Below are 14,171 nucleotides of genomic sequence, written 5' to 3' on the forward strand. Positions count from 1 at the left end.
GCGCTCGCGGGTGGAGCTCGCCTGCTCCCGTCGCTCCCGCTTGCTCCCGTCGAGCGCCGCGCACCGATGACGGCGCACCATTCCAGGACAGCGGACGCACCGCCGGAGCGGAAGAGCTTCCGCCGCCGGGTGCGTGCCGCACGTTGAAAGATTGCGCCCTTGTGAATGCCCAACAAGGGGCCGGTGCCCTCCACTTGGGCCCGGCACACCCCGGTGACCTGGGGCTCCCGCGTCCGAAAACCTTTCGGTGCGCGGTTCGCTTGACGCGGTGGGAGCGCTTCCATACCGTCACCTCCATTCCATGAGGCCGCAGCAACGCTCCTTTCCGGCATGCCTCGTCGTCGCGCTGCCCAGCTTTACGGCGCGCGGATGCCGTGCTGCTCGCCACCGGTGCCACGAAGGGAAGCGCTGCCGTGAGAAGCACCGTGCACAGACTGTCCGGAGCCGTCGGCCTCGCCGCCGCGGGCCTGCTCGCCCTCGTCCTCCTCGCCTCCTCCTCAGCGCTCGGCTCGACGGGAACGAAGGACAGTGGGACGGGGGCGGGGGCGCGGCACTGGGTGAACACCTGGACGGCGATGCCGCAGTTGACGGAGCCGGGGAACATGCCGCCGCCCCCGTTCACCCAGGACGGTCGCGTCCTGGACGACAGCACCCTGCGCCAGACCGTCCGGGCGACGGTCGGCGGCGACAGGATGCGGCTGCGCCTCTCCAACGCCTTCGGCGGCGCGCCCCTGCCCGTCACCGCGGTCTCCGTGGCGCTTCCGCTGGACGGCCGGGCCGGGACCGCCGCGACGGAGCCGGGGACCGCCCGCCCGGTCACCTTCCACGGCCGGGCCTCGACGAGCGTGCCGGTCGGCGCCCAGGCCGTCTCCGACCGGCTCCCCTTCGAGGTACGGGCAGGCACGAACCTGACGGTGACGATGTATCTGGCCGAAGGGCAGGCGTCCGACGCCATCACCTCGCACCCCGGGTCCAGGACGACCTCGTACCTGCTGGCGGGCAACCATGTGACGGACGGCGAGCTGCCGGGCGCCACCCCCACCGACCACTGGTACTTCCTGAGCGGTGTGGAGGTCGAAGCGCCGGCCGGCACGGACGCGGTCGCCGTCGTCGGCGACTCGCTGACCGACGGCCGGGGCTCCACCACCAACATGAACAACCGCTGGCCCGACCAGCTCTTCGACCGGCTGCGCTCCCGCCCCGCCACGGCCGGGACCGCCGTCCTCAACCAGGCGGCCGGTGGCAACCGGGTGCTCAACGACGGCCTCGGCCCGAACCTGCTCGCCCGCCTCGACCGCGACGTGCTGGCCCAGAGCGGCGTCGAGCGACTCATCGTCTTCGAGGGCGTCAACGACATCGGCACGGCGCCCGCCACCCCCGCCGCGCAGAAGGACACGGCGGACCAGCTCCTCGCCGCCTACGACCAGATCGTCACCCGCGCGCACGCCCAGGGCATCCGCGTCTACGGGGCGACGCTGACCCCGTTCGGCGGCAACGAGCTGTACGACGACGCGGACCGGCTGCGGGAGGCGACCCGGCAGCGCGTCAACGCGTGGATACGGGACAGCGGCACGTTCGACGCGGTCATCGACTTCGACGCGGCGACACGCGACCCCGCCGCCCCCGACCGCCTCCTCGCGGCGGCCGACAGCGGCGACCACCTCCACCTCACCCCGCACGGCTACCGCCTGCTGGCCGACGCGGTCCCGGCCCGGCTGCTGCGCTAGGCACGCTCCTCGGCGACGCGGGGGCGGACGGCAGTGGTCACCGGCGCCGACCGGTGCACACCGGCGCAGCCGGCCGGTTCACACCAGCACAGTGCTTGGCGGCAGCGGGAGAGGCGCCAGGCGGTAGGACGGCGGCTCGGTGCCGTGCAGGTGGCGGACGAAGTAGTCCCACATGCGCCGGTTGGTGTGGTGCATGCGGCCGAACAGCGCGTGCTCGACACCGGGCACCAGGAGCATGTCGAAGTCCTTGTCGGCCTCGATCAGCGCGTCGACGAGGCGCAGCGTCTGGCCCGGGTGCACGTTGTCGTCGAGTTCGCCATGGATGAGCAGCAGCTTCCCCCGCAGGTGTGCGGCCAGTGCCGTGTTGGAGATGGCGCGCTTGCCCTCGTCGCTGACATCGCCGTGGTACTGCTCGGCCCACATCGAGACGTAGACACCGCTGTCGTGGTTGCCCGCCACCGCGACACCGACCGAGTAGAACTCGGGGTGGGTGAGCAGCGCGCGGGCGGCGGCGTATCCGCCGCCGGAGTGCCCGGTGATGCCGACGCGGCCGGTGTCCAGCCACGGGTGCCGGTGGCCGAGTTCGCGGATCGCCACCACATGGTCCGCGAGCGAGCTGGAGTCACCGAGCGCGCCGTAGGAGTGGTCGTGGAAGGCCTTGCTGCGCCCTGGCGTTCCGCGGCCGTCGATGGCGACGACGGCGAAGCCGAGTGCCGCGAGCGCCTCCGGGTCTCCGGTTCCGGTGTTGTCGAACGACGAGGCGGTGCGGCTCACCTGCGGGCCCGGGTAGCTGTGGTCGATGACCGGGTAGCGGCGTTCGGGGGCGAAGCCGTGGGGCCGCCAGAGCAGGCCGTGTACCACGGTCGTGCCGTCGGCCGCGAGCGTGCGGAACCGCTCCGGCGGCGTCCAGCCGAGCGCCGCGAGCGCGTCCGCATCCGGGGTCTCCAGCTCGACGAGGACCCGTCCGTCGCCGTCGCGCACCACCGAACGGGGCGGGGTGCTCAGCGTGGAGGCCCGGTCCACGAGGTAGCCGCCACCGGGCGGGCCGACCGCGTCGTGGTCGTACTCGTCGTCGGTGAGGCGCGTGAATCCGGTGCCGTCGAGCCCGGTCCGGCAGATCTGGCGCAGGTAGGGGTCGCCGTCGACGAGCCCGGCGGCCGTGAAGTACACCTGCCTGCGCTTCTCGTCGACCCACAGCACGCTGCGCACGAGCCACTGGCCCCTGGTGATCTGCGTGGCCTCGGTGGCCTGGGTGGCCTCGGTGCCGTCGGCCGGGCAGAGGTGGAGGTGTCCCCAGCCGTCGCGCTGGGACCACCACAGGACCTCGCCGGAGCCGAGCACGCGCACCATCGGCTGCTCCCAGTACTCCGGTGTCGGGTCGACGCGGGTACGGCCGGTCTCGCGGAGCAGCGTGGTCGTCGCGCCGGTGGCGGGGTCGAGCCTGCGCAGTTCCAGGGTGCGGCCGTCGCGGGACTGGTGCAGGAAGTGCACCGACTCGCCGTGCTCTCCGGTCCACCACCGGAACTCCTCCAGTAGCGAAGGGTGCGTGGCCGGGAAGGGGGCGTCCTGCTGGCGCACCACTTCGCGGGTGGTGATGTCGAGGACGGTCCACGAGGCGGTCGCCGTGGTCTCGTCACCGGCGATGGGGTAGCGGTAGCGGTGCGCCACGGGCCTGCCGCCGTCGCGGGGCGCGGACTCCACGAGCACCTGCTCGGCGAGCCCGCGCTGGTCGAGTCGGTGGGTCAGGATCCGTGTCGAGTCCGGTGACCACACCAGCACCGGTGCCGGCTCCAGGCCGAAGGAGCGCATGAGCGTCCGGGAGCTGAGCGCGTCGATGGTGACGCCGTAGCCGAAGTCCGGCTCAGCGTCGTCGGTGAGCGCGAACTCCCGCTCGCCGTCCCGGGAGCGGACCCAGATGTTTCCGTCGCGTCGGAACGCGAACCACGCCTTGTCGGGCGAGGCGACCTCGTCCGGTCCGCCGGGCCGCTCCCCTTCGATCCGCACGCACGCGCCGGAGCGGTCGGGGAACTCCCACCGCGCGCCGAAGGCCGAGAAGCGCACGGTGCCGGTCTCTCCGGTGTCGAGTTCCACGGAGGTGATCGGCAGGTCGTCGGCCTCGACGGCGTGGCCCGAGGCCGTCGACAGCGCCGCGGCGAGCCGGGGGTGGTCGAACGCGTCGCGCCGGGTGCCCTCGGCCGGGTCGACCACCAGGAACCGCGATCCGTTCTGGTAGCAGAACCGCGCGCCCCCGGAGAGCCATCGGGGCAGCACCGCGGCGGGCACGCGCCGGGCCCGGTACGGGGCCAGCATCTGCTCGGCGCGTGCGTAGTCCGCATCGGACAATGCAGTCATCGTTCTCATCCTTTTCTCCGGCTCCGACAGCACCGACGAAACACCCCGACGTCGCGTCGGGGTCAATGCGGGACGGCCGGACCGTGCGGCGGTTCCGGTGGTGGGCGGGCAGGTGCCGGACTCGTCCGGGCCGACGCCGAGTACGGTTTCCCCCCGTCATGGCAGGCGGGTCCTGACCGCCGGGCGGCCGGGCGTTCCCGCCGCCGTCGCCCGATCGCGGGCACCGCCCGGCCCGGAACAGAAGGAGCAGACCGTTGCGCAGCAGTGAACTGGCCGCACTCGCCGGGGTCACCGTCCGCACCCTGCGGCACTACCACCAGATCGGGGTGCTCGACGAACCGGAGCGCTCGGTCAACGGCTACCGCGTCTACGACGTGCGGCATCTGGTCCGGCTCCTGCGGATCACCCGGCTGACCGGGCTCGGCGTGCCGCTCGCGGCGCTGCCCGACGTGCTCGACGACCAGCGGGCGGCCGACGCGCTGCTCGACGAGCTGGACCAGCAGGCCGCTGCCGAGATCGAACGGCTCACCAGCAGGCGGGCGGTGATCGCCAGGCTCCGCGAGCACGGCGCGATGCCGGACCTCCCGCCCGCGCTGGCGTCCTACGGGCCCACGCTCAGCGCCGCCGCGGACATCGCGCCCGACCTGGCCCGCCACGAGCGCGACCAGGTGGTCCTGCTCGCCCATCTGATCGACGAGCGGGGAGCCGCCGCGCTGTCCGAGACGCTGGTCCGGCTCAACGCGCTGACTCCGGCCGCCACGGCACTGCTGAAGCGGTTCGCCGCGCTCGGTCCGGACACCGCGGACGAGGACATCGAGCAGCTCGCCGAAGACGTCGCGGCCCATTACCGGCCCGTCTTCGACACCCTGCCCGACGTCGAGGTCGGCGGCGACGTCACCCCGCTGCTGGCGGCCTACAGCGAGCGGACGCTCAACGACCAGCAGCTCCATGCCGCAAGGCTGCTCCGGGACCGGTTCACCGGCACCGGCCGGAGCGCTGGCTAGTACCCCGGTGTGACGGCGCGCGGCTCGGTCGCCGACTCACGCAGCCGCACTCTGGCACCCTCCGGGTATCGGCCGGGGTCAGCCGATGCCGACCGGGTTGGTGAAGGTGCCGGGGCGGGTGGCGCCGGACTGGTCGAGGACGGCGCCGCCGTAGGGCCACTCGAGGGTGACGTGGGTCGTCTCGTCGGGCGGGGTGATCAGGACCTTGCCCGGCAGGAACGGCTTGGTGTCCTTGATGTCCCTGGGGACCGGCAGGATGGTCATGCTGAGCATGGCGGAGGTGTCGCCGGGGCCCAGGGTGACGGTGGTCGGCTCGTCCCCGGAGCGGCGCAGGTCCCAGGCTTCGCCGGACTCGCTGATCATGCGGACGCCCGGGAAGCCGTGCAGGGTGCAGGTGCGCGAGCTGGTGTTCATGAGCTGGATGCTCACGATCTGCTGGTGGTCGGCGTCCATGTCCGGGCGGCCACCGTGCGGCCCGCCCCAGTGGAAGTCCAGCTCGTCGGTGTGGCAGCGCTTGCCGCTGGCGGACGGGTTCACCGCGTCGGTACGCGAGCCCTTCTCGGCGGTCGACTTCACCTTGGACCCGACGCCCTCGGCCCCGCCCGCCTGGCCGCCCTGACCACCGGACGAGGAGCCCTTCTCCGTGCTGGAGTGTGCCGCGGCCTTGGCGGAGGTCTCCCCGGAGGCCGTGCCGCACGCGGTGGCACCCGCGCCTACCGCGACGACGGCCAGCACGGCGGCGGAGCAGCGAACGGCGCGGGTGAGCTTGGCAGTCATGGTTCCCCTTTTCCGGCGCCGGGTCTCCGTCCGGCGCTCTCCGTACGGAGTGCGTCTACGGGAGATGTGATGCCGCCCCTCTGAGGGGAGTTCACGGGAACCCGGGGAAACATTGTCCGGAAACGGTAACCGCGATCTGCCGCATCACCGCAGGTCAGCGGGCCGAAGCGGGCACCGCACAAGCCATGCGGGTGCCGCGCGGGCGACGTCGGCGCCACGGAAGCGACGTCGGCGCCGCACATGCGATGTGCCCGGCCACCACCAGGTGACCGGGCACATCGATGCCACATGTGCGGGTGTGCGTCAGTCCTGCTGAGCGCCCGACGGCAGCTTGCGGACCTTCATGTTCTCCGAGTCGTTCGTCCCGAAGCCGTAGTCCAGCATCTTCGCCGCGTCCTTGTACCGGTCCTTGCTGTTCAGCACGGTGCCGGTGAGGACCTTGCCGTCACGCTCGGCGGCGAAGACCAGGCACTCCCCCGCCGCGCTGGTCGTACCGGTCTTGATGCCGGTGATGCCCTTGTACGAGCCGAGCATCTGGTTGGTGTTGTGCCAGGTGTAGTAGCGGGTCCGGCCGTTGGCGGCCGGAGCCTCGGTCTCGTACTCCTCGGTCTTGACGATCTTGCGGAAGGTGTCGTTCTCCATCGCGCGCTGCGCCAGCTTGGCCAGGTCATTGGCGGTGGTGGAGTCACCTCCGGTGCCGTCGAAGGTGTCGAACTTCGTCTTCCCGAGGTTCATCTGGTGGGACTTGGCGTTCATGTCCACCACGAACGACTGGGCACGCTGCTCCATCGTCGCCCCCTCGCCGAAGGTGTCGGCGAGTGCGTAGGCGGCGTCGGCCCCGGAGGGCAGCAGGGCGGCGTAGAGGAGCTGGCCGACGGTGAGCTTGTCACCGGTCTGGAGGTCGGCCGTGCTGGCGTGGTGGTCCTCGACGTAGTCGCGGTACTCCTGCTTGACGGTGATCTGACGGTCCAGGCTGATGGACTTGTCCTCAAGGATCATGGTGGCAACCATGATCTTCACCGTGCTGGCCATGGGCCGGTCGTTGTCCGCGTTCTTGCCGAAGACCGTCTCGCCCTCGCCGTCCACCAACGTGGCGGCGGAGGCGGTGACTTCCGGCGGAGGTGTCTCGTACGCGGCCCAGGCCACGAGCGGGGTACCGGCGAGCAGCGCACCGCCCGCGACTGCGGCGACGACGGTCTTGCGCTTGGACAGGATTCTGACAGTCATGGAGGGCTACTCCGTATGTGGTGCGGTATGTGCGTGGAACTGTTCGGGTCCGCGTGCGGCACCACTGGTGCCGGACACGCGGCGCGGAGGTGTGCCGTGGCCGAGCCGCGCTTCGGTACGCGGGGGCTCGTCCGCATGCGGTTCCGCACGGGGTGGGGAACCGCGGGAAGGGGCGTCCGTGCCCCCGCCCGTACCTTCAACGCCTCGCCGACCACGGCACAGGCACAACCGCTGCCTTCTTGATCTCGCACATTCTCGGCTTCTCCACGTGAGTGCGGTATGCGCATCCGGAGGATGAACGTCCCGCCGACCCGGGGAGGTATCGAGGAGAATCCGTTCCCACTCCGGTCGGGCTTTGTGGAAGCACCGAGAAGCGGGATGAACAGCACTGAACAGTTCCGACGGTGGGTTCGCACCCGAAGAAGGTGAAGAAGTATCCGGGTGCACGGAAAGATCGGGACACCTGGGGAGGTCCCCCGGGGTAGCAACTACTTAATCATGCGACAAAGCCCCTTTTCGGAATTTTCAGGTTCACCACTTGAATGCGGACGAGTGATGCCCGTACGCACTGCGCCGGTCACCATGTACCGGCAGGAGGCGGAAGGTCGAGGCAGGTCACGCCTGCTCCGCTCTGGTGCGCGACCGAGCGTGCCGGACGCGCGAAAGCCGTGCCGAGCCTTCGACGATTTCCGCGAACGCCCCACAGGCAAGCACAAGATTCGCGGCCTTTTCAAATGCGGGATGAGGCTTGTTACCTAACTTTGACGAAGGACGTCAAGCATGCGGGAAGCATTTCCGGCGCGGCTTTCCCCGGGAACGGAACCGATGTGGACACACCGCCTCCGCACTCGGGCAGAGCATTTTCCCTTATCAGGCCGCGCGCTCCTGTTCAGCGAATCCCACGCCACTGGAAAACGGGCATCGTTCGGGCACGCAGAAAATGAAATCGGTCATTGTGGCGTGGCACGTTAAGCCATTACGACATCGCCTGCCTCCGCCGGACGGCCGCGCCGTACCGGCCGGGCCGACCACCCGTAGCGCCCGCTCCCGCCGTTCGGCGCCTTCGTACCGCGACTCGCTCACCACACTTCCCGCCTCTCCCTTTGCCTGGGCCTCCACGGCCGCGAACGTCTGCGCCTCTCAGCGCTTCTCGTGATGTTGGATGCGCCGCGGGGCCGAAGAGTTCACGGTTCTTCCCCTCTGATCGGCCACGTTCTCGCAGCCGGGCGCCGTCGGGCGGGCACGTCGGGCGGGCACGGCTCGAAGGGAAGCCACGCTGGGGGGGCATGCTTCGGAACGCACTCGTCACCGGCCACGACGACGTGGCCGGTGACGGTCCCTCTTCACGCGGTCGGAGCGCCTGCGGGTGCGGTCACCCGACGCCGACGGGATCGACGGTGACCCCGGGAGTGGGGCTGTCGGTCACCGGCAGGTTGATACTGACGGGCACGGTCTGCGACTGGGTCTCGTTGGGCGGCGTGACGACGAGGCTGGTGACGTCCGTACCGCTGCCGCCGGAGTCGTTCGGCGTGTAGTTGAGGGTGAAGCTGGTGGCCTCTCCGGGCTGGACGCTGACCGTCTGGGGCGCGGCGTTGCTGCGGTCGGCGTTGAAGGAGCCCGCCTCGCCGTTGAGATCGACCCCGGGGAAGCCCCTGAGCGTGCAGGAGGCGGAGCCGGTGTTCTTCATGTGCACCAGGAGGTTGCCCGCGGCGGCCCCCTCCGAGGTGCTGAAGTCGAGCTGCGCGGTCTTGCACGGCCCTGAGCCGCCCGCTCCGCCCCCTGAGCCGCCCGTCCCCCCGGAGCCGCTCCCCGATCCGGTGGAGGCGGCGCCGTCCTTCCCGGACTCACCGGGCGACGCCTTGTCGGCGCCGTCCTCTCCGTCGCGGGACGGCGAGGACGACGAGGGGGAGGCGCTCCCCTTCTTCGCCCCGCCCGCTGCGGAGTCGCCGGGCAGGGGCGCCGCTTCCCCCGTCACCATCTTGGGTGAGGACGCGTCCGCGCTCTCCTGGCCGCATCCGGCCAGCAGGGCCACGGTCAGCCCCACCGTGACGCCCGCCGCGAGGCGCGTACTCCTGCCCACGCGCCGCCGGGCGGACCGGTTCTGCTCGGACCGCCCGGCTGTCCGCGCCGCGTGCAGTTGTTGCTCCCTCACCAGCGTCACTCCCTGATCGCCCCTTTGTGGTCATGTGCCCGGTAGCGGAAACCCGGTACCGGGCCCGGCCTCCCGTGCCGCTCACAGTTCGATGACCGGCCCGCCGGAAAGGTTCACAGCTCACAGCGCCGCTCCGGTCGGAACAGACCCGGGAGACGGTCGCCAACAGGACCTGGCAGCAGCCCCGTTCACCCCTCCTCGCAAAGGTAGAGCACGAAGGGCCCGCCCCTCTCCCCCGGGCACACCTCGTACAGGCCCTCCCTCGGGATTCGTCAGACCGTCGTCTCATCGACGCGTTACTGTACGCAGACGCGACGCTACTCATGGTCATCCAAGGAGGAATCCTGTGTCATCGCCCTGCGACCCTCAGCACGCTCCCGCCGGTGATGTGGGCGCAGCGCTCATGGTGATCGACTCCCGGCTCAAGAGCATCCACGACGGCAAGACCGAGACCGATCCCGAACAACAGGCGCTGATCGAGCAGTTCACCGCGTCACTCGGCCCCAAGGGGGCCGATGACCTGCTGGACGGCGCGTGCACGCTCATCTTCATGTTCATGAACTGGCTGCGGCTGGCCTACGAGGACCACGGCAAGGACGTCATCGAGTACGTGGTGCCCAACCTCGTGACCACGCTGCGCATGATGCCCAGGAGCGTACGCGCCGAGACCATCCCCACCATGGCCGGTCTCGTCATCGCCGCGGGCACAGGCCTGAGCCCCAACCTGTGGCGCAAGCAGTACGGGAACTGGACGCAGGACGAGATGAAGCCGCTGGAAGCCACCGGCTTCCTGCTCGCGGAGCACATCAACCGCCTCACCGACGACCCCGACTTCGCCACCCGCATGATCACCGAAGCGCTGACCCGCTCGGACATGGACTGACGCGCTGCTCCGACGCCGACGCCGACGCCGACGTGGACGCCGACGTCGGAGCGGCGTCGGGCGGCGCCGGAACGCCCACCCGCCGGCCATGTCCGCGCCGTTCACGCGAGGGGGGTTGTCCCCCGGTGCGGGGTTCGGGGTGGCCGGATGGTGTGGGCGACGGGTGCTTCGTAGCGTCCACGCCATGAGGATGACGGGACGAAAGCAGCACGGCCTGTCCGACCGGGTGAGGGTGGCGCTGGCCGTGGCCGGTGTCGGCGCGGTGGGGGTGGCGAGCGTGCTCGGCTCGGGAACCTGGGCACAGGGCACTGCTCCCGCCCCGGCCCGCGCGCAGTTGCAGCGGGACGCCGACGCGGTGCGGGACACCGGCGCCTCCGGCCTGACGGCGCGGGCGCGGGACGCGGCCGGGCGGGACCGGCGAGCACGGTCCGGTGTCGCGGACGTGAAGGAGGGCGGGCGGGTCCCCTTCGACGCGTACTACCGGATCGGCAGCGACACCAAGACCTTCGTCGCCGTGGCCGCGCTCCAACTCGTCGCCGAGGGCACACTGCACCTCGATGACACCGTCGAGAAGTGGCTGCCCGGGGTGGTCACGGGCAAGGGCAACGACGGGCGCAGGATCACGGTGCGGAACCTGCTCCAGCACACCAGCGGCCTCGCGAACTACACGGACATCCTCTTCGAGGATCCAGAGGAACTGACACCCGAGCGCTACCGCTCACAGCGCTTCACGGCACACACGCCCGAGGAAAAGGTCGCGACGGCCATGACGAGGGCACCGGGCTGGCTGCCGGACGCCGACGACCCGGCCTCCGAGACCCGCTGGTCCTACTCCAACACCAACTACGTACTGGTCGGCATGATCATCGAGAAGGCCACCGGGCACCCGTGGGAGCAGGCGGTCCACGAGCGGATCGTCGAACCGCTCGGCCTGCGGCACACCATGACGGTGGGCACCTCCGCCTATGTGCCGAGTCCCACCGCCACCGCCTACCTCCAGTTCCCCGGCCGCGACGACCTCACCGACACCACACTCTCCGTCGACGGCGGCGCTGACGGCGGCATCGTCAGCACCACCGCCGACATGAACACCTTCCTGCGCGCGCTGATGGACGGCACACTGCTGCCCGCCGCGCAGCTCGCGCAGATGCGCTCCACCGTGCCCGCGCCGGACATGTCCAGCGGCGACCAGGCCCGCTACGGGCTCGGCATCGCCTGGCGCCCGGCCGAGGGCTGCGACAAGGGCGTCTGGTACCACGGCGGCACGTCCTTCGGCACGGTCTCCGAGTCCGCCGTCACCCCGGACGGCGAGGTGTCGGCCGCCGCTGCCGTCTTCACCACGCGCTTCGGCGACGAGAAGCGGTTCCTGGAGCAGGCCGAGGCGACGGTGGACCTGATCGACCACGCGGTGTGCGGGCGGCGCGGCTGACCGCCTCTCCACGGCCCCGCGCCCGGCCGACCGTGTGGGGTCGGCCGGGCGCGGGCCGGTCCCGTCACGCGGGTCTCACCCGGGTCCCGTCAGGAGTCGGCGGGGCCCGCCGCGCGCAGTTCGGTGATGCACTCGGCGATCGCCTTCTGGAGAGTCTCCAGTTGTTCGAGAAGCTCCTCGTCGTAGAGTTCGGCCGCGTCGTCGAGGGTCAGCTCCTCGAACGCCTTGGCCGCCTTGCGCACCTTCCCCTCGAACCGCACCCGGCTCTCGTGCGCGCGCAGTTGCGGGTCGCTGTCGACGGCCTCGGCGACCAGGGAGCGCACGGCCTTCTGCGCGTCGGCCGCATACGGGGCCTCGTCCTCCTCGTCCAGCCCTTCGATGAGGGTGAGGTGCTGCTTCGCCTCGGCCACCACGCTCTCCGGCGCCGGGACCCGCTCGCCGCTGGGGGTGGTCATCTCGCCCTTGTCGATGATGTCCCGGACGAAGTCCACCGACGTCGCCGTACGCGCGGCCGACGCCACCGTCTTGGACAGTTCGCCGGTGCGGGCGATGTCCTTGGCCAGCTCCTCGCCCAGCTCGGGGTCGTCCTCCAGCCGGTCCAGCAGCGCGTGCCGGGCCGCCTGCGCGGTGCTCGGGTCGGCGAGGATCGCCGCGCGCAGCGCCGTCGGGTTCTCCGCCACCTCCAGCGCCTTGGTCGGGCGGATGCCCTCCGCCTCGGCCACGGCGGAGATCGCCTGGCCGCGCGGGGAGTCGCCGCTGGAGCGGGAGGTGTAGTAGCCCAGCCACACGTCCGCGTCCGGCAGGTCGATGTCCACACCGGGCTCCAGTGCCTCGAAGACCGGGACCACGCCGTCGTCCGCCGCCCGGTCCCAGGCCCGCCAGAACCGCATCACGCGCTCCGGCGAGCAGCCGGCGAGCCGGGCGAACTCCTTCGCCGACACCTTCGGCTCCGGCCCGTCCGCCTGCCCAGCGGGCGCCCCGCCGGGCCGTACGCTCCGGGCCACCATCAGCGCGAACGTCCAGCCGCCGGTCCGCGCGAACGTGCCGAACTCGCGCGCGTCCCGCCGCACAGCGCTCTCAGCGCTCTCCGCACGCTCGGCGCTCTCCGCACCCTCAGTGCTTTCACTCGGATCCGGTTCCCCGGCCGGGGCCCGTTCCCCCGCGGGTGCCGGGAGTGCGGGGGGTGCAGGGGGTGCGGGGTTCCCGGTGCTCTCCTCCGCCGTGGGCTCCGTCCACACGTGCGCGTCCTCTGCCGGGGGTGTCACATCAGCGGAGGCGGCGGGTTCCTGCGTGGCGAGTGCGGTGGGGGAAGGAGGCGTGGTCATGTGAGCTCCGTCGGGTACGTGAACGTGACCCGTCGATTGTCCCCGATCCGAAACCGTGAAGTCGTCCGCTGCGCGCTGGGCGGGACGACGGAAAACAAAAAGGCAAGGAGTCCTGATGCTCCCTGCCACTCTCAACATATAGCGCACCGGGGGGCTTGCGGCAAGGCCCCGGGTGTACCGCACACTCTCCGTCCGAAGCCGGAACCCGCGAATAACAGTGCGGCGCGAAATGCGTGTGCCTTCGCGCGTATCCGGAGCGAACGGCCGAGGCGCGGCCTCGGCGAATGGGGGGTACATGTTTGACGTGATCGTGGCCGGTGGCGGGCCGACCGGCATGATGCTGGCCGGTGAGCTGCGGCTGCACGGTGTGCGGGTGCTCGTGGTGGAGAAGGAGGCGGAGCCGCCCGCGTATGTGCGCTCGCTCGGCCTGCACGTGCGCAGCATCGAGGTGATGGACCAGCGCGGTCTGCTGGAGCGGTTCCTCGCGCTCGGCACGAAGCACCCGGTCGGCAGTTTCTTCGCCGGTATCCCCAAGCCCTCGCCGGAGCGGCTGGACACCGCACACCCCTACGTCCTCGGCATCCCGCAGCCCCTCACCGAGCGCCTGCTGTCCGAGCACGCCGTCGAGCTGGGTGCCGAGATCCGCCGCGACTGTGCGCTGGTGGGGCTGAGCCAGGACGAGGAGGGGGTGACGGCCGAGCTGGCGGACGGCACGCGGCTGCGCGCGCGTCATCTCGTCGGCTGCGACGGTGGACGCAGCACGGTGCGCAAGCTGCTGGGCGTCGGCTTCCCCGGCGAACCCGCCAGGACCGAGACGCTGCTGGGCGAGATGGAGGTGACCGAGGAGGCGGCGACGATCGCCGGCGTCGTCGCCGAGGTGCGCAAGACCGAGCTGAGGTTCGGCCTCGGCCCCGTCGGGGAGGGGAGGTACCGCGTCGTCGTGCCCGCCGAGGGGGTGGCCGAGGACCGTACCGTCGCGCCGGCCCTGGAGGAGTTCAGGCGGCAGTTGAGGCAGTACGCCGGGACCGACTTCGGCGTGCACTCACCGCGCTGGCTCTCCCGCTTCGGCGACGCCACCCGGCAGGCCGAGCGCTACCGCGTCGGCCGGGTGCTGCTGGCGGGGGACGCGGCACACGTCCATCCGCCGCTGGGCGGGCAGGGGCTCAACCTCGGCATCCAGGACGCGTTCAACCTCGGCTGGAAACTCGCCGCCGAGGTCAACGGCTGGGCACCGGAAGGGCTCCTGGACAGCTACCACGCCGAACGCCACCCCGTCGCCGCCGCCGTACTGGACA

The 14,171-nt window shown here is 71.2% G+C and carries 10 protein-coding genes; 5 read left to right on the forward strand and 5 right to left on the reverse strand.

What is annotated here, in order from left to right; all coding sequences use genetic code 11:
- The first annotated feature begins 413 nt into the window (after window positions 1–413).
- Complete coding sequence (locus ACYVOO_RS22850; protein WP_461017544.1) at window positions 414–1,727, forward strand: SGNH/GDSL hydrolase family protein; 1,314 nt, start codon at window positions 414–416, stop codon at window positions 1,725–1,727.
- 78 nt (window positions 1,728–1,805) lie between these two features.
- On the opposite strand, the gene ACYVOO_RS22855 is transcribed toward ACYVOO_RS22850, so the two are convergent.
- Entirely contained in the window at window positions 1,806–4,079 is a 2,274-nt protein-coding gene (locus tag ACYVOO_RS22855) for a S9 family peptidase (RefSeq protein WP_461017545.1), read from the reverse strand.
- Window positions 4,080–4,333: 254 nt separating this feature from the next.
- On the opposite strand from ACYVOO_RS22855, the gene ACYVOO_RS22860 reads away from it, so the two are divergent.
- A complete protein-coding gene (locus ACYVOO_RS22860) occupies window positions 4,334–5,083 on the forward strand; it encodes a MerR family transcriptional regulator (RefSeq protein ID WP_461017546.1) in 750 nt (249 codons plus the stop codon).
- 78 nt (window positions 5,084–5,161) lie between these two features.
- Here ACYVOO_RS22860 and ACYVOO_RS22865 read toward each other — a convergent pair whose 3' ends face one another.
- From ACYVOO_RS22865 to ACYVOO_RS22875, 3 genes are all read right to left on the reverse strand, one after another.
- The gene (locus tag ACYVOO_RS22865) at window positions 5,162–5,860 is read right to left on the reverse strand and encodes a DUF4232 domain-containing protein (protein WP_461017547.1); all 699 of its coding nucleotides are present in this window, start codon (window positions 5,858–5,860) and stop codon (window positions 5,162–5,164) included.
- Between the two features lie 303 nt (window positions 5,861–6,163).
- On the reverse strand, window positions 6,164–7,087 hold the full coding sequence (locus ACYVOO_RS22870; protein ID WP_461017548.1) for a D-alanyl-D-alanine carboxypeptidase family protein: 924 nt from the start codon (window positions 7,085–7,087) through the stop codon (window positions 6,164–6,166).
- A 1,372-nt stretch (window positions 7,088–8,459) separates the two neighbouring features.
- Window positions 8,460–9,239, reverse strand: coding sequence for a DUF4232 domain-containing protein (locus ACYVOO_RS22875; protein WP_461017549.1), 780 nt, complete (start codon window positions 9,237–9,239; stop codon window positions 8,460–8,462).
- Window positions 9,240–9,585: 346 nt separating this feature from the next.
- On the opposite strand from ACYVOO_RS22875, the gene ACYVOO_RS22880 reads away from it, so the two are divergent.
- Together ACYVOO_RS22880 and ACYVOO_RS22885 are read left to right on the forward strand one after the other, a co-directional pair.
- A complete protein-coding gene (locus ACYVOO_RS22880) occupies window positions 9,586–10,122 on the forward strand; it encodes a hypothetical protein (RefSeq protein ID WP_461017550.1) in 537 nt (178 codons plus the stop codon).
- A gap of 184 nt (window positions 10,123–10,306) precedes the next feature.
- Entirely contained in the window at window positions 10,307–11,551 is a 1,245-nt protein-coding gene (locus ACYVOO_RS22885) for a serine hydrolase domain-containing protein (protein WP_461017551.1), read from the forward strand.
- Window positions 11,552–11,640: 89 nt separating this feature from the next.
- On the opposite strand, the gene ACYVOO_RS22890 is transcribed toward ACYVOO_RS22885, so the two are convergent.
- Entirely contained in the window at window positions 11,641–12,876 is a 1,236-nt protein-coding gene (locus tag ACYVOO_RS22890; RefSeq protein ID WP_461017552.1) for a hypothetical protein, read from the reverse strand.
- A 295-nt stretch (window positions 12,877–13,171) separates the two neighbouring features.
- Here ACYVOO_RS22890 and ACYVOO_RS22895 point away from each other — a divergent pair.
- The coding region (locus tag ACYVOO_RS22895) for an FAD-dependent monooxygenase (protein WP_461017553.1) at window positions 13,172–14,171 on the forward strand (1,000 nt) is incomplete at its 3' end.

Source organism: Streptomyces daliensis (assembly GCF_054782395.1).

What these genes read in the sequence shown, in the direction of transcription:
- ACYVOO_RS22865 (WP_461017547.1), bottom strand. Translation starts at nt 5,860, where the DNA reads ATGACTGCCAAGCTCACCCGCGCCGTTCGCTGCTCCGCCGCCGTGCTG.
- ACYVOO_RS22855 (WP_461017545.1), bottom strand. Translation starts at nt 4,079, where the DNA reads ATGACTGCATTGTCCGATGCGGACTACGCACGCGCCGAGCAGATGCTG.
- ACYVOO_RS22870 (WP_461017548.1), bottom strand. Translation starts at nt 7,087, where the DNA reads ATGACTGTCAGAATCCTGTCCAAGCGCAAGACCGTCGTCGCCGCAGTC.
- ACYVOO_RS22890 (WP_461017552.1), bottom strand. Translation starts at nt 12,876, where the DNA reads ATGACCACGCCTCCTTCCCCCACCGCACTCGCCACGCAGGAACCCGCC.
- ACYVOO_RS22885 (WP_461017551.1), top strand. Translation starts at nt 10,307, where the DNA reads ATGAGGATGACGGGACGAAAGCAGCACGGCCTGTCCGACCGGGTGAGG.